This is a genomic window from Terribacillus saccharophilus (assembly GCF_002272745.1).
Lineage (GTDB): Bacteria > Bacillota > Bacilli > Bacillales > Amphibacillaceae > Terribacillus > Terribacillus saccharophilus_B.
Window position 1 is genome coordinate 115887 of the sequence record NZ_NPBD01000002.1, and the last position, 21280, is coordinate 137166.

16 protein-coding genes and 2 pseudogenes are annotated in these 21280 nt (G+C 39.9%); 14 read left to right on the forward strand and 4 right to left on the reverse strand.

The annotated features are described in order from the left end of the window. The first annotated feature begins 95 nt into the window (after positions 1-95). The 5 genes and pseudogenes from CHH58_RS02425 to CHH58_RS02445 all read left to right on the forward strand — a co-directional run bounded on the left by CHH58_RS02425 (position 96) and on the right by CHH58_RS02445 (position 5270). Positions 96-1064 carry a ZinT family metal-binding protein gene (locus CHH58_RS02425; RefSeq protein WP_095261107.1) on the forward strand — a complete coding sequence of 323 codons (969 nt, stop codon included), beginning with the start codon at positions 96-98 and terminating at the stop codon, positions 1062-1064. Between the two features lie 81 nt (positions 1065-1145). After that, positions 1146-2675 carry a metal ABC transporter solute-binding protein, Zn/Mn family gene (locus CHH58_RS02430; RefSeq protein WP_249275014.1) on the forward strand — a complete coding sequence of 510 codons (1530 nt, stop codon included), beginning with the start codon at positions 1146-1148 and terminating at the stop codon, positions 2673-2675. Between the two features lie 215 nt (positions 2676-2890). Then, positions 2891-3607: a metal ABC transporter ATP-binding protein gene (locus CHH58_RS02435; RefSeq protein ID WP_095261108.1), complete on the forward strand. Its 717-nt coding sequence runs from the start codon at positions 2891-2893 to the stop codon at positions 3605-3607. After that, the gene (locus tag CHH58_RS02440; protein WP_170937500.1) at positions 3544-4362 is read left to right on the forward strand and encodes a metal ABC transporter permease; all 819 of its coding nucleotides are present in this window, start codon (positions 3544-3546) and stop codon (positions 4360-4362) included. The genes CHH58_RS02435 and CHH58_RS02440 overlap by 64 nt, the downstream gene beginning before the upstream one ends. Before the next feature lie 306 nt (positions 4363-4668). Next, a pseudogene (locus CHH58_RS02445) lies at positions 4669-5270 on the forward strand (recombinase family protein). 151 nt (positions 5271-5421) lie between these two features. Here the strand turns inward: CHH58_RS02445 and CHH58_RS02450 are convergent. After that, positions 5422-6444, reverse strand: coding sequence for an alpha/beta fold hydrolase (locus tag CHH58_RS02450; RefSeq protein ID WP_095261973.1), 1023 nt, complete (start codon positions 6442-6444; stop codon positions 5422-5424). Between the two features lie 142 nt (positions 6445-6586). Here CHH58_RS02450 and CHH58_RS02455 point away from each other — a divergent pair, with 142 nt between their 5' ends. The 3 genes from CHH58_RS02455 (at position 6587) to CHH58_RS02465 (ending at position 11133) form a co-directional block, all read left to right on the forward strand. Continuing rightward, positions 6587-7489 carry a LysR family transcriptional regulator gene (locus tag CHH58_RS02455; protein ID WP_095261974.1) on the forward strand — a complete coding sequence of 301 codons (903 nt, stop codon included), beginning with the start codon at positions 6587-6589 and terminating at the stop codon, positions 7487-7489. 560 nt (positions 7490-8049) lie between these two features. Beyond that, positions 8050-10188, forward strand: coding sequence for a DUF4832 domain-containing protein (locus CHH58_RS02460; protein ID WP_170937501.1), 2139 nt, complete (start codon positions 8050-8052; stop codon positions 10186-10188). Between the two features lie 276 nt (positions 10189-10464). Next, positions 10465-11133 carry a DNA alkylation repair protein gene (locus CHH58_RS02465; protein ID WP_095261976.1) on the forward strand — a complete coding sequence of 223 codons (669 nt, stop codon included), beginning with the start codon at positions 10465-10467 and terminating at the stop codon, positions 11131-11133. Between the two features lie 809 nt (positions 11134-11942). On the opposite strand, the gene CHH58_RS02470 is transcribed toward CHH58_RS02465, so the two are convergent. Together CHH58_RS02470 and CHH58_RS18870 are read right to left on the reverse strand one after the other, a co-directional pair. Next, positions 11943-12842: a CPBP family intramembrane glutamic endopeptidase gene (locus CHH58_RS02470; RefSeq protein WP_249275015.1), complete on the reverse strand. Its 900-nt coding sequence runs from the start codon at positions 12840-12842 to the stop codon at positions 11943-11945. A 556-nt stretch (positions 12843-13398) separates the two neighbouring features. Continuing rightward, positions 13399-13714: pseudogene (locus CHH58_RS18870) on the reverse strand (DbpA RNA binding domain-containing protein); the annotation flags it as partial. Between the two features lie 255 nt (positions 13715-13969). Between CHH58_RS18870 and CHH58_RS02480 the strand changes: the two are divergent. Beyond that, positions 13970-14467, forward strand: a complete 498-nt coding sequence (locus CHH58_RS02480) for a GNAT family N-acetyltransferase (RefSeq protein WP_095261977.1) — start codon at positions 13970-13972, stop codon at positions 14465-14467. Positions 14468-14499: 32 nt separating this feature from the next. Here the strand turns inward: CHH58_RS02480 and CHH58_RS02485 are convergent, their stop codons facing one another. After that, on the reverse strand, positions 14500-16206 hold the full coding sequence (locus tag CHH58_RS02485; RefSeq protein WP_095261978.1) for an Rqc2 family fibronectin-binding protein: 1707 nt from the start codon (positions 16204-16206) through the stop codon (positions 14500-14502). Between the two features lie 88 nt (positions 16207-16294). On the opposite strand from CHH58_RS02485, the gene CHH58_RS02490 reads away from it, so the two are divergent. From CHH58_RS02490 to rpoZ, 5 genes are all read left to right on the forward strand, one after another. Further along, positions 16295-18937 (forward strand): cation-translocating P-type ATPase, encoded by a 2643-nt coding sequence (locus tag CHH58_RS02490; RefSeq protein WP_095261979.1) that lies wholly within the window; start codon positions 16295-16297, stop codon positions 18935-18937. Between the two features lie 121 nt (positions 18938-19058). Further along, positions 19059-19937 (forward strand): YicC/YloC family endoribonuclease, encoded by an 879-nt coding sequence (locus CHH58_RS02495; RefSeq protein ID WP_095232606.1) that lies wholly within the window; start codon positions 19059-19061, stop codon positions 19935-19937. Between the two features lie 177 nt (positions 19938-20114). Continuing rightward, the gene (remA, locus tag CHH58_RS02500) at positions 20115-20375 is read left to right on the forward strand and encodes an extracellular matrix/biofilm regulator RemA (RefSeq protein WP_038560050.1); all 261 of its coding nucleotides are present in this window, start codon (positions 20115-20117) and stop codon (positions 20373-20375) included. Between the two features lie 14 nt (positions 20376-20389). Further along, positions 20390-21004 (forward strand): guanylate kinase, encoded by a 615-nt coding sequence (gene gmk / locus CHH58_RS02505; protein WP_095217612.1) that lies wholly within the window; start codon positions 20390-20392, stop codon positions 21002-21004. 1 nt (position 21005) lies between these two features. Further along, complete coding sequence (rpoZ, locus tag CHH58_RS02510) at positions 21006-21203, forward strand: DNA-directed RNA polymerase subunit omega (protein ID WP_095230046.1); 198 nt, start codon at positions 21006-21008, stop codon at positions 21201-21203. The last annotated feature ends 77 nt before the right edge of the window (positions 21204-21280 follow it).

A 21280-nucleotide genomic window follows, 5' to 3' on the forward strand; every position in this document is an offset into this window, starting at 1 on the left:
AAGCACGAAAATTAAGTTAAATCTTGACAATTAGAAGAAGTCCATATATTCTTTAATCGTAAACATTACGATTATCAATCATGGAGAAAGGGAGAATGAACTTGAAAAAATTATCAATATTTATTAGTTTATTGGTTTTAAGCGTAATATTAGTAGCTTGCCAAAGTACAGAAGAAGAGACAGCTACTAATAATAAGGCGTCAGAAACAGAAAAGAAAGAAGTAAATGAGTCTGGAGAAATTACTATAGAAGGCTTAGGTGAACATTATCATACCGGAGATACAATTGAATTAACTGCTGTTCCCAGTGAAGATGTTGATTATGATCACTGGCATTGGTTCACAAAAGAAAGTGATCAAACTGATTGGAAAGAGGCTTCCGGTCAACAGAGTGAAACCTTTACAGGGGAGGCAACTGCTGATGGCTTAGAAATTAAAGCAACACTGTACGACGATAATCATGAAGTATACGCAGAGTCAGAACCAGTTACGATTATGATCGATGACCATCATGGTCATGATGAAGAAAGTAAAAAAATAAGTGAAGGTTTCTTTGAAGATGAACAAGTAGAGGATCGTGAGTTATCTGACTGGGAAGGAGATTGGCAGTCTGTATATCCCTATCTTCTAGATGGTGACTTAGACGAAGTCTTTGAACACAAAGCAGTAGAAGGTGATATGACAGCAGCAGAATACAAAGAATACTATACAACTGGTTATAAAACAGATGTAGAACGCATCATTATTGACAATGGTAACGTAACCTTTTTCCGTGATGGACAACAATTCCAAGGTGACTACGAATACGATGGATACGAGATTTTAACTTACGAAGCGGGTAATCGAGGTGTACGTTTTATTTATAAGCTAGTGGATGAAAATGATGATATGCCACAATATATTCAATTCAGTGACCACCTCATATCTCCAACAGAATCACATCACTACCATTTATATTGGGGAGATAATCGTGAAAAATTATTAGAAGAGGTCACACATTGGCCAACTTATTATCCTTCTAATTTAGATGCTGATGATATAGTTCGTGACCAATTAGCTCATTAAGACAAGGAGAAGAGGAGCAAAATGCTTCTCTTCTCTCTGCTTTCGTCTTCGCTCTTTTTTTATAATAACAAAGGAGAGTTTATGTTGAATCCAAAAATGCTCCGAACCATACTAGTTCTTTTTACTGTAACAGCAGTTCTTTTCGGTTGTCAGTCACAAAACACCCAAGAATCCCCTAACAACGAAGAAACCAAAATTTCCGTAATAGCTTCCTTTTTACCTATGTATGAATTCACTAAAAACATTGCTGGAGACCGAGCGGATGTGCAGCTAATGGTCTCCGAAGGACAGGATGCCCATCACTATGAACCCAGTGCACAAGATGTAGCAGCTGTAAACGAAGCGGACGTATTTGTCTACAGCAGTGAAGAAATGGAATTTTGGGTAAAAAGCTTATTTAATACCGTAGAAAATGACAACCTTATCATTGCACGATCTGCAGACGGACCGGATAAATCAGACACAGGTAGTGTACAAATTGATGGTGCGACTGACCACTATCACACTGGAGATGAGATTGCGCTAACGGCCAATTTAACAGGAGATGCAGATTATGATCACTGGCATTGGTATCAACGAGCAAATGCTGATGAAGAATGGGCAGCTATTTCTGGACAAGGAACAGAAACATTTACCTATGAGGCTCAGGAAGAAAGTTTTGAAGTTAAAGCAGTTATTTATGATAATAATCATAATGTTCATGCAGAATCTGAACCAATAGAACTTAATATTGATAATCATGATTCCTCTGTACAGGAAGAGAAAGAGAACGAAGGACATGAACATGAAAATCACAGTAATGCACAAGCAGGAGAAAAAATAACGATTGCGGGCTTGGCAGATCATTATCATACAGGCGATGTTGTTACACTTGTTGCCGAGAGTGAAGAGACGGATTATGAAAACTGGAAATGGTTCATAAGAGAAGATGCAAATCAAGATTGGGAAATTGTACCAGATCAAGAGAAGAAACGTTTTGAATATAAAACAACAGGAGAAAGCTTTGAAGCGAAGGCTGTACTATATGATGACGACCAGAATGTCCAGACGGAATCAAGTCCAGTTTCTGTGTTGATTGATGACCATGAGAATCAAGATCCTCATATATGGCTTGATCCGGTATTGGCGCAAAATCAGGTCCTTGCTATTCGCAATGCCTTAATCGAGGCAGATCCAGAAGGTAAAGAAATTTATGAAGAAAATGCTGAAGCTTTTGTTAAAGAGCTTAAAGCATTAGATGAAGAATATCGAATTACATTGGAAGATGCAGAAAACCGAGCCTTCGTCGTACAGCACCAAGCATTCGGCTACCTTGCAGAACGTTATGACTTAGAACAAATTGCGATTGGGGGACTATCTACTGAAGTAGAACCAAGCCCATCACGAATTGCTGAAATAGGTAAGTTAGTTCAAGAACACAACGTTCCAGTTATTTATTATCAACAAGGGGCTAGCTCCTCTATCGCTCAAACTGTTGCTAATGAAACAGGGACAAAAACGGGTGTCTTATATGATTTAGAAGTGCTCTCTGAAGAATTACTAGCAAACGATTTAGGATATTTAGAAGCAATGCGTCATAATCTAGAAGCATTACAAGCTAGCATCAATTAAATAAGTAAAAAGAGAAACAGGCCCTATAAAATGAGGTTGACCATCAATGCCTTATTGGTGGTTAACCAAACTCATCTCAGTGTTAGTGTCCGGAGTATCCGTTTGTCTAATATATAGTGAAGAGGAGTTCGTAAGGACATTTAGCAGGTGATATAACTCTATAGAGTTTATTTCCTTTTTTCAGTAAAAAAGTAGAAAGGTAGATATAAATAATCATGCACTATATTAAAGTAGCTGAACTTGCTTTTCATTACGAAAAGCAACCTGTTCTAACAAACATTTCATTTGAATTAAACCCAGGGGACTTTGTGATGCTAACAGGCGAAAATGGAGCTGCTAAAACCACTTTACTACGTAACGTCTTAGGCTTACTTAAGCCCACAACCGGACAAGTTAGCTTATCGCCTAAAAATCGTTTCGGAGAAAAGTTAACACTTGGATATGTACCACAACAAGTGGCTTCGTTTAATGTTGGATTCCCCAGTACAGTATTGGAATTAGTTAATTCTGGTCGTTATCAAAGAGGCAAATGGTTTAGAAAATTAAATAAAGATGATAAAGAACAAGTTAGGCTTGCTCTCGAATCAGTAGGAATGTGGGATATGCGATATAAAAAGATTGGCGAGTTGTCGGGGGGACAGAAACAGAGAATCTCTATAGCACGTGTTTTTGCTACAGACCCGGATTTGTTTGTGTTGGATGAGCCTACCACAGGAATGGATACTAAATCACGCGAGGAATTTTACAAGTTGTTAAAGCATAATAGCGAGGTGCACGGGAAGGGAATTTTAATGGTCTCACATGATCATGAAGAACTTCGAAATTACTGTAATAAACATATTGAACTTATACGACAGGAGGGATTACCTTGGAGATGTTTCTCTATGGATTCATGCAAAGAGCTTTCCAAGCCTCACTTCTCATCTCTTTAATTGCTCCATTTTTAGGATTATTTCTCATATTACGTAGGCAGTCACTTATGGCAGACACCCTTGCCCACGTCTCTTTAGCCGGAGTGGCATTAGGACTATTAGTCAGCATTAACCCAACCTGGACAAATATCTTGATGGTGATAGTAATTGCAGTTTTACTTGAATATATGCGTATGCTATATCGAACATATTCTGAGGTTTCTGTTGCTATTTTGATGTCATCCGGAATGGCTTTAGCTTTGTTTCTAATGAGTTTAAATCAAGGAGGTACGTCACTAAATATCAACCAATTTTTATTTGGATCAATCGTAACAATTAGTAAAGAGCAGGTTTGGATACTCTATCTATTGGCAGGTTTCATTCTTTGCTTATATCTAATATTTCGTAAGGCGATGTATGTGATGATTTTTGATGAAGAAACGGCATTTACTGCTGGATTACCCATAAAGACTATGTCAATCTTATTCAATGTGTTAACAGGGGTAACCATTGCTATTATTATGCCAATTGTAGGTGCACTACTCGTGTCAGCAATTTTAATTATACCCGCAGCCATTTCTATGCGCTTGAGCAGAAGCTTTTCAAGCACAATTTTAATAGGAATACCTATTACGTTAACTGGGATGTTAAGCGGATTGGTAACTTCCTATGAGTATGGAACTCCGCCAGGTGCAACAATTACCTTAATCCTTGTTACTATCTTAGCAATTATAGCTATCTTTAAAAAACTAACACAGGTATTCAAGTTGGTGTAATAAACAGACCTAAAAAATCGAAATCCATTAGTTGGTTTAGAGTGATGAAGGAACTCTACATTTCGTTATATGAAAATGTAGAGTCTTTTTTTATATCCTTTTAATAGCTTATTTATTTGAAAGAACCTATATTTATCAAAAATAAGTGTCTGTAAAAGTACACCTTTTACGAACGCTCCTATCCTAAATGAAAAGCAATCAAACAGGCGTTTTATGAAAATAGTTTTGAACGTTCTCTTTTTACACCCACTTTTACGAACGTTTTTGGTGCAATTAAGATAGAATAACACGTCGAGGTGTAACAATATGGAAGAGAGAAAATTTGTATACATACGAGTAAGCAGCAAAGATCAAAATGAAGGTCGGCAGATCGAGTCTATGAAGAATCAAGGATTAAATGACAGAGACATCTTCATTGATAAGCAAAGTGGAAAGATTTTAACCGAGCTAATTATCAGCTACTAGAAAAGGAGATATTTTGTATATCCATTCCTTGGACCGATTCGAAAGGAATAAGGAAGAAATCCTTCAAGAGTGGAATGACATTACGAAAAACATTCAAGCTGATATTAATGTGCTTGATATGCCTTTACTGGATACCACACAATATAAAGACAGCATGGGGACTTCCATTGCTGATCTTGTACTGCAGATTCTCTCCTGGATGGTGCAAGAGGAACGTGATCGAATCCGAAAAAGGCAGCGTGAAGGTATAGATATTGCGTTACAAAATGGTGTGAAATTTGGTAGACCAAGAATAGAAACTACTGAAGAATTTATACAAGTATATAAACTATGGAAGTCAGAGGAGATATAACGGCAGTTAAAGCAATGAGAGAGGTAGGATTAAAAAAAACACCTTTTATAAACTCGTTAAAGATTATGAATCTATGGAACATATACAATAGAAGAAACTCGTCTCACCAATACTTAATGAGATTCCTTGAGTAAAAGTAAAGACGATTACTTCTGAGCTAATCGTCTTTACACGATTAAATAGCTAGTATTGAATTAAGATAGTTATCACTCAAAATTCCCTACAACTTATACAATATTTATTTAATTGTTTGTGCGAAGCGTCAACAAACGCTTTAGTTTATTATCAATAAATGTATTATCGGTACTGTTAATTCCTCGACCGGCGAAATGTCCCCATACCGATTTAATAGGATGATATTCAACATTAGGTATAAACTTAGCCTCATATTCGTTAGTTTCCGCGGTGCAGAAGAGATCAGTACTACCTGGCATGATGTAGGTAATCGCTTCAATACTTTTAAGTGCCTCATCAAACTCTCCATTATAATCGGAGTTTGCACTAATATCTGCATGTTGTCCTGTCCATAACATGGCTAGAACATTGTGAGGATCCATACTCATAAAACTGTTTCCCCAAACTCCAACCGTAAAATCTTCTAATAAGTTAAAGCCCATCTCACGAAAGAGTTCTTCTTTATAGAAGGTCTGTGATAATCCCCATCCTGCATAGACACGGCCAACTGCTCGCATGTCTTGAGAAGTCAATTGATTTAAATTATTAGAATCCGAGCCAACTGAGGCCATGAGCGCAGCCTTAAGTCCATCGAGGACCACGTAAGTTTGCGGCCAAGTCTTTGCATTTCCGCAGAAAGAGGCAATTCGATTCACTATGTTAGGATAACTTGCTGCCCATTGGAATGATTGAAGACCTCCCATTGACCACCCAACAACAAGATCAATCTTCTGAATGCCGAATTTTTCAGTCACCAGTCTATACTGTAATTGAACGTTGTCATAGATGGTTACCTGCGGAAAATTAGCTTTGTCGAATGGTGCAGGCGTATTACTTGGAGATGAAGATAATCCATTCCCTAGCAAATTTGGAACGATAATGAAATACTTCTGTGGATCTAGCGCCATTCCGTTTCCAATTAACCATTCATTATTAACATGTTGGTCGCCAAAAGCGGTTGGATAAACGATAACGTTATCTTTCTTTTCATTCAATTTTCCATAAGTTTTATAAGCAAGAAAAGCGTCTGGTAATGTCACTCCGGATTGCAAGGTTACTTTACCTAAATTAAAAATCTCATAATCATCCATTAAGTTTTCACTCCTATCTAATGAAACACAAACATTAGAATGTATTTCTTGTTATTAAGTATAAAGCTGTGTTACTTTCAGTAAAAGTGAACAAAATTCAAAGTAGTGTTCAATAATATTGAAAGTTAAAGGGGAAATTATAATGGAATTGCGCCAACTGAATACGTTTCACACAGTTGCAACAACTTTAAATTTCAGTAGAGTTGCTGAAGCACTAAATTACGTACCCTCCAACGTCACGATGCAAATAAAAGCATTAGAGGAAGAGCTAGATGTTCGTCTCTTTGATCGCTTAGGAAAGCAACTGGTTCTTACAACTGCGGGTAAACGTTTTTTAACTCATGTCCAGGACGTTTTAAACAAATTGGACGAAGCTCGCAGTAGCGTCCTTCATGACAATGAAGTTCTAAGCGGTACCCTAACTATCAGTGCCAATGAGGTTGTTTGCGCCTATCGACTTCCAGATGTCTTCAAACTTTTTCGTTCGCGATATCCAAGAGTTCGTCTTATCTTTCGGTCTGTTCCAAATCAACAACTCAAACAAACACTTTTTGAGGGAACCTCGGATGTCGTTTTTGTACTTGACGAACACATTCAATCAACAGGACTTGCAGTAGAACCATTGACGAAAGAAACTTTTCGCCTTTTCGCCGCTCCAGATCATCCACTTGCGAGACAAAAGGAATTACAGCTTGAAGATTTTCACGAAGAAGTGTTTCTAATTAATGAAAAGGGTTGTCCCTATAGAACCATGTTTGATCGAACATTTAAGAAAGGTGACATTGACAGTATTTCATCTTTAGAGTTTCAAAGTGCTGAAGCTATTAAACAATGTGCTATTTCAGGAATAGGTATTGCCTTTCTTCCTGAAATAGTAACTGAGGTCGAAGTTAACCGTGGTGAACTTGTGCCTCTTTTATGGCCAATTCCAGACTTGGAAGTATATACACAGATCTCATGGCATAAAGATAAGTGGCTTTCACCGATCATATTAGCTTTTATAGAAACAGCAAGGGAAGTTATGAGAATAGAGGAGTTTTGTTGAATTAATTACCCAGGACAAAGCAATATACGCTATACTTGATTATAGTCAAATCGTCAGAACAGTAGAAGGTACAGTAGCATTTTCTGAGGAAATCGCTGTTGGTGGTTTGAAACACTGACTAATTTTGATTCGCTTGCTGATATTCTTGTAAAAAAGAGACAATAACTTCTCAGGAAAGACAAGAACTGTTGGTTTGGCGTAATACATTATAAAAGGATATCGAGTGCATCATTCTTATGCGGAAAGATGAATCGTATTATAAATTAATGAGTTTTTTCTCTCATTAATAGCCGATCAGAGTAACCTCTGATCGGCTATTTTATTTATAAAGATTACAGTGGTACTTATGAAAGTTGTAATATATCCGATAAACAAATTAAGGGTTGGTCCGGGTGAAGAATTAATTAAGGCAGAAGATAACTTTCAAAACCGAAAGGAGGATTGGGAAGAGAAGGGTCTAATTTATTCATAAAGCAATAAACAAGATCAGCAGTATTCTAGTAGTCGATTGTCAAGTTTCCACATGAGAATTTTTAGATCAATAGTATATGGAGGTTAATATGAGACGAAATACTAAATTAGTAAAATATTTGTTAGTTTTTGCTTTACTTATAACTTTAGCAGTGACACCTATAAATCAAACAGTTCATGCAGCGTCTTCAGTTACAAATACCATTATTGATGACTTTGAAAACTATACCTCAGATGATGAATTAAAAAGTGCATATGGACTTTGGTCATCTGGAGGGAATGCAGTCGATCGGTCTTTAAATCAAGAGCATGCCAATGATGGTACAAATTCTATGCAGATTGTTCCAAATGAGCCCTTAGATTCTTGGGCGGCGATATCTCACAATTTTCCTGTGAGTGACTGGGCAGACTCTGCGGGCATTTCATTTTGGATACATAATGATGCAGATGAACCGTTAGAATTTAATTTTGATATTAAATCTGAATCAAAAGCGTTTGGCCAAGAAGGAACTTTTACGGCATTCTTGAAAGAGGATGGCAGCTCTTCATGGGAAGAAAATACTTTTGAAAGCATGCTGACTGTTCCAGAAGGTTTTACCGGTCTTATCCGTATTGCTTGGGATCAATTTACAGAGAAGGCTTGGCAATGTACACAAGGTTGTGACAATGATCTTAATCTAGCCTTAGTAGAAGGGTTCGAAATTGGCTATAATCCCCAAGCAAATTCAACGAACGAAATTTATGTAGATTCCATTAGTCTGTGGAGGACTTCGGAAGGAACTGTGGGAGAATCTTTGGCTCCTGAGTGGGCAACGCCTTCTAACAGTTTTGATCTTACGTATACATCAGCACCTATCGATAACCCACTAAAAGGGTTTTTACCTTTTAGTGACTCGCTAGAATGGCAGACAGATTATAATCAGATGCCCTACAGTATGGAGTTTTTCTATATACCTCTAAATGATATTATGACGAATTTTAATGAATACGACTGGAGCAAGCTAGAATCTAGAATAAATGATATAGCTTCGAGAGGAAATCAGGTGATCTTTAGGGTGTATCTCGATTATCCACAGAAGCAATCCGGAATCCCGCATTTTTTACTGGATCTCGGATTGGAAACGAAAGACTACTCCTACAATAGCAATGGGGGCCCTATTGGAACGAGTGTCGCACCCGACTATAATGATGAGAGACTAAACACCGCATTGCTGCAATTTATTGAAGCCCTTGGAGATAAGTACGATGGAGACCCAAGAATTGGTTTCATTCAAGCTGGATTGATAGGATTTTGGGGTGAATGGCATACTTTTCCGCAGGATGGGTGGACCTCAGCTGGAGATTGGGATGGTGAACTGGCTGAACACGAAGATGGACGTGCAACCGATTGGATGCCAAACTCGGCCAACCAGGCAGCCATTATTCAAGAATTCGATGATTCATTTGATGAAACAAAAATACTTGCGCGTTATCCGGCCGAATATAACCGTGATTTGAACATTGGCTATCACGACGACTCTTTTGCTTTTCAGACTTTACCTGCTAGTTTGGGCGGAGAAGACTGGCACTTCATCGGCCGTCTGCAAGACAATCAAGTCATGGAGAAATGGAAAGACGAACCAATCGGCGGGGAAATGCGCCCCGAAATTCAAATTGATATGTGGAATAACGACCCACCGCAGTATATAGGGGAACCAATAGAGGGAGCACAAGGAGAAGACTATTACAAGAGCCTGGCATTAACTCATGCATCGTGGTTAAAAATTCAAGAAGTTTTCCAGACTCCACTTGAAGGAGATGCTCTTGAGAGAGCACAAGAAGGCTCACGCAGGTTAGGTTATGAGTATTTTGTACCAAATGCCTATCTGAACGCAGCTAATGGTCAATTACAAGCAGCTATCGAAATTCAAAATACAGGTGTGGCGCCATTCTATTATGATTGGGAAGTCGAAATCGCAGCAAGAGATAGGAACGGCAACATTAAAGAATGGACAACCGATTGGGATATATCATACGTCCTACCAAATAACGAAGAAACTGGAGTTAATAATAAGGCTCTGTTAGAGTGGTCTAGTAACACTTCGACTCTAGGTGAAGGTAGTTATGATATTTTAATTAGGGTTGTTAATCCTTTATCGGAAATTTACTCTAACGCTAAAGAATTCCATTTCGCTAACGAGGAGCAAGAGGAGAATGGATGGCTGAGAGTTGGTCACATAGAGATATAGACGCGTGTTTAGATTACGAACCCACACGTAAAGCTGAAGTTTCAAGAGTTCGAGACCGAGAGGGCCATTTATCGTTACTACTTGGGATTTTATTCGGTATTATGGTTATTGTGGTGTCTCCTGGGGATTTGCATTCCTTTTTATGGAGAATAACAATTTTTAACATTTATCGGTTTGTATTAACCACCATCACTATTACTTACCCTCGGTGGATGTTTGATATATCCCGTTAAGGACATATTATGAAACAATGCTTTAATGAAGGAGTTGTATAAAATGGATGAAAAAAAAGATACAGAAATAAAACGCTCTTCAATAGCAGAAAACATTCTACCTCAGATCAATAGTAAAACTAAGCTAGGCGACTTACGAAAAATCGCGAAGGACATTAAAAGAGATCACGAACTAGCTATGGAACTTTGGTCAACCGAAGAGTTTTTGCCCAGACTATTAGCAATCTTAATTATGGACAAAAAACTTCTTTCACAAGATGTGCTAAATAAGCTTGATAGAGATATGCAGACTCACACTTTTGATGAGCGAAATAACTTAATGGATTGGTTAATGGCTAATCAGCTCACCAAAGACAAGAAGAAAATTGCATTGATGGAGTCATGGGGAAATAGTCCTTCTGCTCTTCAAAGGCGAGCTTTCTGGTATTATCAAGCGCGATTGAGATGGACTGGACAAACACCGCCTGATAACACCGCAGAATTGCTATCTGCATTAGAAGCTAATATTACGCAGGAAGAACCGGAAGTTCAATGGGCTATGAATTTCACCGCAGGCTGGATAGGCGTTTATGATGAAAAGAATCGTGCACGTTGCATTAAACTTGGTGAGAAAACGGGTCTTTACAAAGATGAAATAGTATCAAAAGGATGTACTCCCAGCTATTTGCCGGAGTTCATTACGATTGAAGTTAACAAACGACATAATAATTAGTTACCTCTGAAAAATTTATTAGGGTTTAATGCAAAAAAATAAGGAATTCAAAGTCTCAATATGAAAATTGATAGGATTGAATCGAAAAATAAAGAAAACAATACGTTAGGACAGCTAGTTAGTGAAATATGCAAGGAAGATGTAAAGGATTAACCCCACTATCTCTTTTTGATCTGTAGTGCGCTTATCTTTAAGAAAAACAACTTTCCAGCTGCGCAGTACAAGAATACTGCACATTCCATTATCACTTATTAATATAAAATTTGTGAATGTACTTGAAGTAGAGCGTTAGTTCGATAATGATTTCCCACAATAGCACGCTTTATTTATTAAGCTTTTAATAATTAAGGTCTTGTTAAAACCGTACTGCCTGGAATATCTATATCTAGCAACTCTATGAAGCGACTGGTTACTTCAATACATAACCCGACCCCATATGATATCTCGCACAATATTTTCTAAGGTCAAAGAATTATATACCTTATGAAACCTGGGAAGTGGAACCGTATAATCTTATAGGAAGATTATAGCGGAATAGTAATTAGGGCCAGGTTGTCATTTCCATGTATTGAAATTACGCATTAGACAGATTACCTTATCATAATGAATTGACTTTAAACAATAGGAGAGGTTAACATATTTAATTGTCCACCTCTAAAATTTATTAGTTTACAAAAGGTGTATTATAGGAGGTTGTTGTTTTAATATACAATATATCTCATTATGTAGAAAATTCTTGTATTTGATACAAAATCTTAAAAAAGATAATGGAACAGGTTTCGCTTGCAGGCGGAACCTCTTTTTGTGTGTTATTGTATCTGTTTGTCCTCATTGTTCATACGTTTTCCAAATCTAGTTTTTAACGTGATGACATAAAAAGTAATAATAATGATCGAAGACATAAGGGCACTGTAAAATGGAGACTCATCTAAAACTACAAATAGGGATGGGATTTCTCCAAAAACATCGTTATCCGAAGTGAAGAATAACGCCAGAAAGACGTTGTTGGCTGTATGAGCACCTATGGATAATTCAGCTGAATTGCTCTTTACCGCTATATAGGTGAGCATAAAGCCGGTAAATACATAATCAAAACCTACGAATAATGCTCCGTCACTCATCTCTGGATTGGCAAAATGCAGAGAGCCAAATATGCCTCCAACGATAATAGATAGTAAAATAGGATTTTTAAATCCTTTACCTAACCATTGTAGGATAAATCCTCTAAATACTAATTCTTCACATGTTGTCTGGATTGGTACAAGTAATAATGCAATCAGCACCAGCCAAATATAATTTGAGATATTAAAGTCATGCAAAGTGTAATCATCTGGAAATACTAAAAAGTCTATGATGGATGAAATCGCCATAAGACCAAAGAAAATGAGAAAGCCGAATACGATCCTTTTCCAATTGATTTTTCGGTAAGGGGTAATAAGTGTTCTGAATGGACGCTTATGAATGACTTTCATGCTGAACCAGAGACCCATCAACCAAAAAAGATACTCTATATGTGACAAGGCCAAGTCTAATATCGGGTTTCCTAACGTTAGATCAAGGGTATCCAGTGCAGCTGGGTCGATTACAAGTAGTATGATGACATAAGCGATGCCGCTTAAAATCATAAAGAAGAAAATCGACAACAAAGATAATATATATCGCCAGTTGCTGTTTTTTCCTTGTTGCATGTTAATAAATGATTTTTTCACAATGTAACTCCTTCTTATGTATAACAAGCTTTCTGTTTATCATTTTCTAATATTACTTATATTTGGTAAGTATAAGTAATATTACCTCTATTATTCTAATTAAATAGACTGCTAGATTCAATTAAAAAATCGAAAGGCGCGAACAAAATGATGCAGAAGAAGACTTATTAACTCTTAGAGGCGAGATGAAAAAGGCAGAAGATGAACCAATTGAATTAGGTGCTGGAGTTGATTATAGAGTTGGTCAATTTGCCGGCGAATAGTTATCAAGTTGTTCCAAAAGAAGGTGCTAAAGTAGAGTTATAGTGAAGGCTTACTCTGGCAAAGTGAAAGTTGATATAGTTATAGAGGCCGAAGGTGACGTATCTAGCTTTGTTCTGAAATTGGAAAGTATGGATACAATTGAAGTTGATGCTTCAGTCGATTTAATCCCATTACAGATAACTGAATAGCGGATAATACTCGTTATTTGGAAAGTTCTATGTGTATAGACACAAAGAAAGTAAAGAGAAAATCCCCTCCTACAAAATGAAGGAGGGGATTTTCTATAGAAATATTACTTAATCGCCTTGTTAACTTTCAGTTTCTTACCCTTAACAGTTGTCTTCTCCATAGCCTGCAATACAATGGAGATTATTCCATTCAAAATATTAACATATGACATGTTATCCTGAATAGTTATAATATCGATATCTTCTTCAGTAACCCCAGGTATTTATGCAAAGGTTCCTACGTTATCAGCACGAATTTTCATCTTTTTACCACCCTTGAAATGAAGCCTCATAATTCTTGATTGATCGGTTTTTTTTATAATTTCTTACAACGTGTTTGCGGTTCAGTTTTTCTTCAAAAGCATCTTTTCCAGCCGCTACTACTTGTTAAGAAATGTTCGATAGTATCGACGGTTACGCCAGTTCGCGCAATTTTATATGAGTAGGATTCTTCAAATATCTATGGCAAAGATTTTCAGCGTCTTTAGGCTGAGTAGCGGAGAAATATAGTGTGTTAGAATATCTAATATTTTATTCATTTTCATAAGGCACATAGGTTATCTTTAAAAGGATAGAAGCTCAATTATAGGAACACTCATAAAATCTAAACAACTTGCATGGTATGGGGGAGTAACTATGGAAATTAAGGAAGTTACAGATATTGAATCGTATAAAGAAGAACTAGCAAGTTTATTTCAAACGGTAGTAGCTGATGGCGCATCGATGAACTATTTGCATCCGATGAGCGATGAATCTGCAATGAGCTACTGGAATTCTGTACTTTCTGAACATGTTCGGCTTTTCGTTGGGCTAATCGATGGCCAAATTGCAGGGACTGTCCAGTTGCATTACAGTGACAAAGAAAATGGCCGTCATCGTGCGGAGATAGCCAAGTTGATGACCAGCACTAAAGCCAGAAGGCAAGGTGTGGCCAGAAAGCTGCTTCAGCATGCGGAACAAGCCGCAAAGGCAGATGGCAAAACATTGCTATTGCTTGATACAGAAAAAGAAGGACCAGCCAATTTGCTTTATCAGTCTGAAGGGTACGTGCTGTTTGGAGAAGTGCCAGATTTTGCGCAGGACGCATTTGGCACGTTTCTAGCTGGTAATTTTTATTACAAGTTACTCAAATAAAATAAGGAAGTGCGCTGCAACAGCGCACTTCCTTATTTATTTTTCATACGTTTCACAAACTGCTCATCCGGAGTAACATACAAAGTCTTTTGCTGGTCGTACGTCACAAATCCAGGTTTCGCGCCGTTTGGTTTCTTAACATGACGAATCTTTGTATAATCGACGGGTACCGAAGACGAAAGTTTGGATTTACTGAACCAAGCAGCTAGTTTTGCTGCTTCTTCCAATGTTTCCTCGGACGGTTCGGTTGCGCGGATAACGACGTGGGATCCCGGGATATCCTTCGTATGAAGCCAAGTATCCTGCTTGTGAGCAAGCTTCATCGTCAAGTATTCGTTCTGCTTATTATTATGTCCGACGAGGATCGTTGTGCCATCTGTCGCTGTGTATGTTTCCGGCTCAGGCAGATTCGGTTTTTTGTTCTTTTTCTGTTGTGCTTTTGCCTTTAGATAACCTTGCTCCCGTAATTCCTCGCGAATTTCCTCGACATCCTGCTCCCGAGCACCTTCTACTTGCTGTATAAGCTGATCAAGATAGTTAATTTCTGCATTCGTTTTCTCAAGCTCCAATTCCACCATCGTGCGCGATTTCTTTAACTTGTTGTATTGCTTGAAATAGCTTTGCGCATTTTCACTTGGTGTTTTATGCGGGTTGAGTGTAACGGTGAGCTGCTGCTGATCTGGATCATAGTAATCTGTGACGACAGCTTCTGTATCACCTTGTTTGATTTGATGCATATGAGCAGTTAGCAGCTCTCCGCGACGCTGGTAGCTGTCGGCTTTTTCTGCTTTTTTTAAGGTGTTCTCATGGATAGAGAGCTTCCGGATATTCTTATCTCGCTCATTTTTCAGGAAACGAATCAAGTCGCCAGCCTGTTGTTTGACACGATCACGTTCGGCTTTTCCAGAGTAAAAAGCATCGATCAGTTCACTCATTGAACTGTACTGCTCTCGCACACCCTCGATGCCAGCAAGATCCATAACGTAGAAATCTTCTTTCTTTCCTTTAAAATATGTCGGCTCATAGTCGTCTTGCTTCAGCTTATCAATAAAATGTGTGTAAACTTGGGAGTATTTCTCTTTATCACCCATATATGCCTGATCAGCCATTTCGTTGGCCAAAACAGGAGATACACCTTGCAGCATATTCAAAATCTGTTTGTTCATCTGGCCGGTATTGAAGTCGAGCTTCCGGGCAAACTCTGTTGGTTCCAAAGTAAATGGGTTCAGCTTCTCCTGACTCGGTGGAAGCTTGTACGTCTGACCGGGAAGGATTGTCCTGTGCCGGTTCACACTGGATGAAATATGTTTGATGCTGTCGATGATCATATCAGTTTCATTATCGACCAGCATGATGTTGCTGTGTTTTCCCATCACTTCCATGATGATTCGTTTTGATGTCTGGTCACCAAGCTCATCTTTGCTTACGAAACTAAGCTGGATGATCCGTTCATTTTCGAATTGCTCTACTTTTTCCAAGAACCCGCCTGCTAGATGCTTGCGAAGAAGCATACAAAACATAGGAGGATTCTGGGGATTCTGATAGGTATCGTTTGTAATATGCACTCGTGCATAGCTTGGATGCGCCGACAATAATAGTGCGTGATTCTTCCCTTTGCTGCGGAAGGTAAGCACGATCTCCGTATCAGTCGGCTGGTATATTTTTGACAGACGGCCAGTTGCTAATGTGTCATCAAGCTCTTTGGCCATCGCTCTTGTTACTATTCCGTCAAATGCCATATGTTTCACCTCATTCTCTGCTAGTATAGCATTTTATCGGACAAGCACGCATACATTTACTTTAGAAATAAGGGTGGAGGTATGCAATGTGCGATGGTATCAAATTTCAGCAGAGGAAACAGCTAAACAGACAAATTCCGACACACATAAAGGACTTAGCACAAAGGAAGTAGACCAGCGGCTGAAGCGGGATGGAAAAAATGAATGGAAAGAAGAAAAAGGAGTTTCCCAGCTTGCGCTATTTTTCGGACAGTTCAAAGACTTTATGGTTCTGGTGCTTCTCGCAGCGACGGTTGTCTCTGGACTATTGGGCGAGTATATCGATAGCATTGCCATCCTGCTGATCGTCTTGTTAAATGCGCTAATCGGCTTCTTTCAGGAAAGGAATGCCGAAAAATCTCTCAGCAAACTGAAGGAATTAAATGCCCCGATGGCGCGTGTGCTGCGAGATGGACAATGGGCGAAGATATCGTCGGCAGAACTTGTCGTTGGAGATGTCGTATCGTTGACTGCAGGTGACCGGGTGCCAGCTGATCTGCGTTTGGTTAGTGTGACAAGTCTGGAAACAGAGGAATCTGCACTCACAGGAGAATCACTGCCAGTTGCTAAGGTGACGGAGAAATTGCAAGCAGATCAGCTGGGGCCTCAGGATCAGCATAATATTGCATTCATGAGCTCTCTTGTGACGCGGGGCGGTGGTACCGGAATCGTCATTGGAACCGGTATGAATACGGCAGTAGGGCAAATTGCTGAACTGCTTGTTGATACAAAGCGAAAGCAGACTCCGCTTGAACGAAGACTGGAGAAGCTCGGAAAGGTACTTATTGTCATTGCCTTGCTTCTCACTGCATTAACAGTTCTTGCGGGAGTTTACCGGGGGAATCCGTTATACGAGATGCTCATTGCTGGTGTTTCACTTGCTGTAGCTGTAATCCCGGAAGGCCTACCGGCAATTGTGACGGTCGCTCTTTCACTTGGTGTGCAGCGTATGATCAAACAAAAAGCTATCGTCAGACGATTGTCTGCTGTGGAGACTCTTGGCTCAGCTACTGTCATCTGTTCAGATAAAACGGGAACACTTACAGAAAATCAAATGACAGTCAAAGAGATTTTCCTTGACGGAAACACCTATACGGTAACAGGGGATGGCTACGATCCATCAGGTGGATTTTACCGAAATGGAAAAGAGACGAAGGAAGAAGCGCTTATCCATCTCCTTCGTTATGGGGTCCTGTCGAGCCATGCAAAGGCATTCCGAAAAAAGAAGCGCTGGATGATCGATGGTGATCCGACTGAGGGAGCGCTCGTTGTCGCTGGGAAGAAAGCGGGAATCGAAGCAGACGACTTGTCCAGCTATAGCATTGAGCATGAAATACCCTTTGACAGTAAACGGAAACGGATGACTGTATTGGTCAAGACACCTGAAGGGAAACTGATTGCGATTACGAAAGGCGCGCCTGATGTTTTAATAGAAAAAGCCGCATATCATGGTCAGGAAAAAAAGCCGCTTGCTGGCAAGGATAAGAAAGCATTGTATGAAGCTGTAGATCAAATGGCTGCTAAAGCGCTGCGGACAATTGCTGTTTGTGTCCGTCACTTCCCGGCAGGATATCAGCCGAAAGAAGAAGAGCTGGAAAAAGAAATGATATTTATCGGTCTAAACGGATTGATCGACCCGCCGCGTAAGGAAGCAAAAGATGCAATTATCGATTGCCGTAAAGCTGGCATTAAGACAATCATGATAACAGGTGATCATGTGAAGACAGCAGCCGCGATTGCCAATATGCTGCATATTCTGCCTCCAGCCGGCAGAGTCGTAGAAGGCAAGGATCTGGATCGCATGTCAGATGAAGAACTGCAGGCAGAAGTGGATAGTATGTACGTGTTTGCACGTGTGACCCCAGAACATAAGCTCAGAATTGTCCAAGCTCTGCAGAATGTCGGTCATATTGTTGCGATGACGGGTGATGGCGTCAATGATGCACCTGCGATCAAAGCAAGCGATATAGGTATCAGTATGGGTGTTACAGGAACCGATGTTGCCAAAGAAGCCAGTGCACTTGTCTTGATGGACGACAATTTTGCCACTATCAAAGCAGCCATCAAGGAAGGGCGGACAATCTACTCTAATATAAGAAAGTTTGTGCGCTACTTGCTAGCCTCCAATGTTGGTGAAATCCTGGTGATGCTATTTGCCATGATTCTGGCATTGCCAATGCCGTTAGTTCCTATTCAAATCTTATGGGTGAATTTAGTGACAGACGGTCTGCCAGCTATTGCTCTCGGTATGGACAAGGCAGAGGATGAGGTGATGAAGCAGAAACCGCGTCATCCGAATGAAGGGATCTTTGCCAGGGGTCTTGGTACGAAAATCGTCACCCGAGGTATTCTGATTGGGTCTGTGACAATCATTGCTTTCATGCTGATGTATCAAGGAGATCCGGAAAGACTTGTTTATGCGCAGACAACAGCATTTGCTACATTAGTTATGGCACAGCTGATTCACGTATTTGACTGCCGCAGTGAAAAATCGGTATTTGCTCGCAATCCTTTCGGGAATGGCTGGCTTATCGGTGCTGTCGTCTCATCTATCGTTTTATTGCTTGCTGTTATATATGTCAGTCCGCTGCAGCCGATTTTCCATACGACAGACTTAATTATGCGGGATTGGTTGTTGATTATGGGACTAAGTGCTGTTCCTACCGTGCTCTTCGGTTTTATAAAGAAATAAATTAGAAGCATGCTGCTAAGCAACATAGGCAGCATGCTTTTCTGTTTCCCGCATTCTTGATACAGGACAAACTGCCTTGATTCTGATACACTGTGACTACTAAAAAACCGGAGGGATTAGCTTGACAAAAAGCATGACAGGGTATGGCAGGAGTGTGGCATCCGGAAACAGCCTCACGGTCACAGCGGAATTGAAAGGTGTCAACTCCAGATACTTGGATATCAAATGCAAGCTGTCGAAAGCGGCTGCTTTTCTTGAAACGTCTTTAAAGGATCAGCTGCAGCAGTCTGTCGGCAGAGGCAAGCTGGAACTAATAGTGGATATTGACGGCGGAGGTTTGCGAAAACGCGAATTATCCATTGATTGGGAATTAGCTGAGGAATATATGGTTAAGCTGAGAGCTATACGATCCGCTTTTGATCTTCGTGGAGAAATTACGATTGATACACTGCTGTCTCAATCTGCAGATATCCTTATGGAAGAAGCACAGCCAGAGCTGACAGAACTGCCGGACTTGGTGGAAAAGGCTCTTCAAGGCGCATTAGAAGCCTTCATTCAAATGCGTACAGCAGAAGGCAGTGCTTTAGCAAAGGATATCCAAAATAGGATGAACGACATCCAAACGATGCTGAAGCAACTGGCAGAGCTACGGCCGCAGGTGATGGAAGCATACAAGCGGCGCATCGAGGATAGGATAACCAGCTACGTTGATGTTGGATTGCCGGAAAACAGCCGTCTGTATCAGGAAATAGCGCTGCTGGCTGAAAAGGGTGATATAACGGAAGAGCTCATCCGATTAGAGAGTCATTTAAATCAGCTTGCTATAAACCTGGAGAAGACAGGGCCTGTGGGCAGGACATGTGATTTTATCCTGCAGGAGATGCAGAGGGAAGTAAATACGATTGGCTCCAAATCGACAGCTTCCTCTATCAGTATAATCGTAGTAAGCATGAAATCAGAGCTGGAGAAAATAAAAGAGCAAGTGCAAAATATAGAATAGTATTGAGTTTGGTTTAAGATATAACTATAATGAATAAGATATGGTTTAATTGATGATAAAGGTATAATGATAAGAAGATGCTTCTATTAATTAGAGCTGTAGAGCGGATTCTCATGACATTATAAGTAGTTTGAAACGCCAGTCAAAAGAGCAGTACAGCAAGAAGGGAGAAGCAAGATGAGTTTAAGATTGATTAATATCGGGTTCGGAAATGTCGTTTCCGCAACCAGAATAATCTCGATAGTTTCTCCTGAATCGGCTCCCATCAAGCGAATCATCACGGTTGCCCGTGATGCGAATAAGCTGGTGGATGCTACATATGGTCGGCGAACAAGAGCTGTCATCATCACAGATAGTGATCACGTCATCCTTTCGGCTGTACAGCCCGAGACGGTGGGACAGCGTGTCCTGCGTGACGATGAACTATCTGAGGAATAGCTAGGAGGAAGCACATGATTGAACAGAAAGGGATCCTTTTCATCCTGTCCGGACCATCCGGTGTCGGAAAAGGGACGGTAAGGAAGGCATTATTCGAACAGGACACACATTTGCGTTACTCAATCAGCATGACAACTAGAAACATGCGGCCGGGAGAACAAGATGGTGTGGACTATTTCTATAAATCGAAGGAAGAATTCGAGCGTTTGATTGGTCAGAATAAGCTCCTGGAATATGCGAGCTATGTGGACAATTATTATGGTACTCCCCGGGATTACGTAGAAGAGACTTTGGAAGCAGGTCACGATGTCTTTCTAGAAATCGAGGTACAAGGTGCACTTCAGGTGAAGGAGAACTTCCCGCAAGGTGTCTTCATCTTCCTCATTCCGCCTAGCCTGGAGGAATTGAAGAATCGTATTGTCGGACGCGGTACAGAGACGCCCGAACTTGTGAAGAACCGTCTGAATGCTGCCAGGGACGAAATCGAGATGATGGATGCTTATGACTATGTGGTCGTTAACGATCAGTTGAATCACGCCGTGTCGAAGATTCAGTCCATTGTACAAAGTGAGCATTGCAAACGCGAACGCGTCGCAAAAGAATATAAGAAAGCATTGGAGGTTAATTGATATGATGTTAGAACCGTCTATTGATAAACTACAGGAAAAAATTTATTCGAAATACACACTGGTTACTTTGTCGTCGCAACGTGCGCGTCAGCTGCAGGAAACGAAGACATCTAAAATTGCAAACCCGAAATCATTTAAATACGTTGGTATTGCTCTGGAAGAAATCCAAGCAGATAAATTGGAATATACAGAAGAATAAAAGGTGAGGATGCCAGGTGCATCCGATGGAGATGCCCTCGCGATGGTGAACACCAAGCGGGGGTTTCTTTCTTATTG

Excerpts from the sequence above, each read along its gene's own strand:
- CHH58_RS02425 (WP_095261107.1), top strand. The coding sequence starts at position 96 with ATGAACTTGAAAAAATTATCAATATTTATTAGTTTATTGGTTTTAAGC.
- CHH58_RS02430 (WP_249275014.1), top strand. The coding sequence starts at position 1,146 with ATGTTGAATCCAAAAATGCTCCGAACCATACTAGTTCTTTTTACTGTA.
- CHH58_RS02435 (WP_095261108.1), top strand. The coding sequence starts at position 2,891 with ATGCACTATATTAAAGTAGCTGAACTTGCTTTTCATTACGAAAAGCAA.
- CHH58_RS02450 (WP_095261973.1), bottom strand. The coding sequence starts at position 6,444 with ATGGATGATTATGAGATTTTTAATTTAGGTAAAGTAACCTTGCAATCC.
- CHH58_RS02455 (WP_095261974.1), top strand. The coding sequence starts at position 6,587 with ATGGAATTGCGCCAACTGAATACGTTTCACACAGTTGCAACAACTTTA.
- CHH58_RS02460 (WP_170937501.1), top strand. The coding sequence starts at position 8,050 with ATGAGACGAAATACTAAATTAGTAAAATATTTGTTAGTTTTTGCTTTA.
- CHH58_RS02465 (WP_095261976.1), top strand. The coding sequence starts at position 10,465 with ATGGATGAAAAAAAAGATACAGAAATAAAACGCTCTTCAATAGCAGAA.
- CHH58_RS02480 (WP_095261977.1), top strand. The coding sequence starts at position 13,970 with ATGGAAATTAAGGAAGTTACAGATATTGAATCGTATAAAGAAGAACTA.
- CHH58_RS02485 (WP_095261978.1), bottom strand. The coding sequence starts at position 16,206 with ATGGCATTTGACGGAATAGTAACAAGAGCGATGGCCAAAGAGCTTGAT.
- remA (WP_038560050.1), top strand. The coding sequence starts at position 20,115 with ATGAGTTTAAGATTGATTAATATCGGGTTCGGAAATGTCGTTTCCGCA.
- gmk (WP_095217612.1), top strand. The coding sequence starts at position 20,390 with ATGATTGAACAGAAAGGGATCCTTTTCATCCTGTCCGGACCATCCGGT.
- rpoZ (WP_095230046.1), top strand. The coding sequence starts at position 21,006 with ATGATGTTAGAACCGTCTATTGATAAACTACAGGAAAAAATTTATTCG.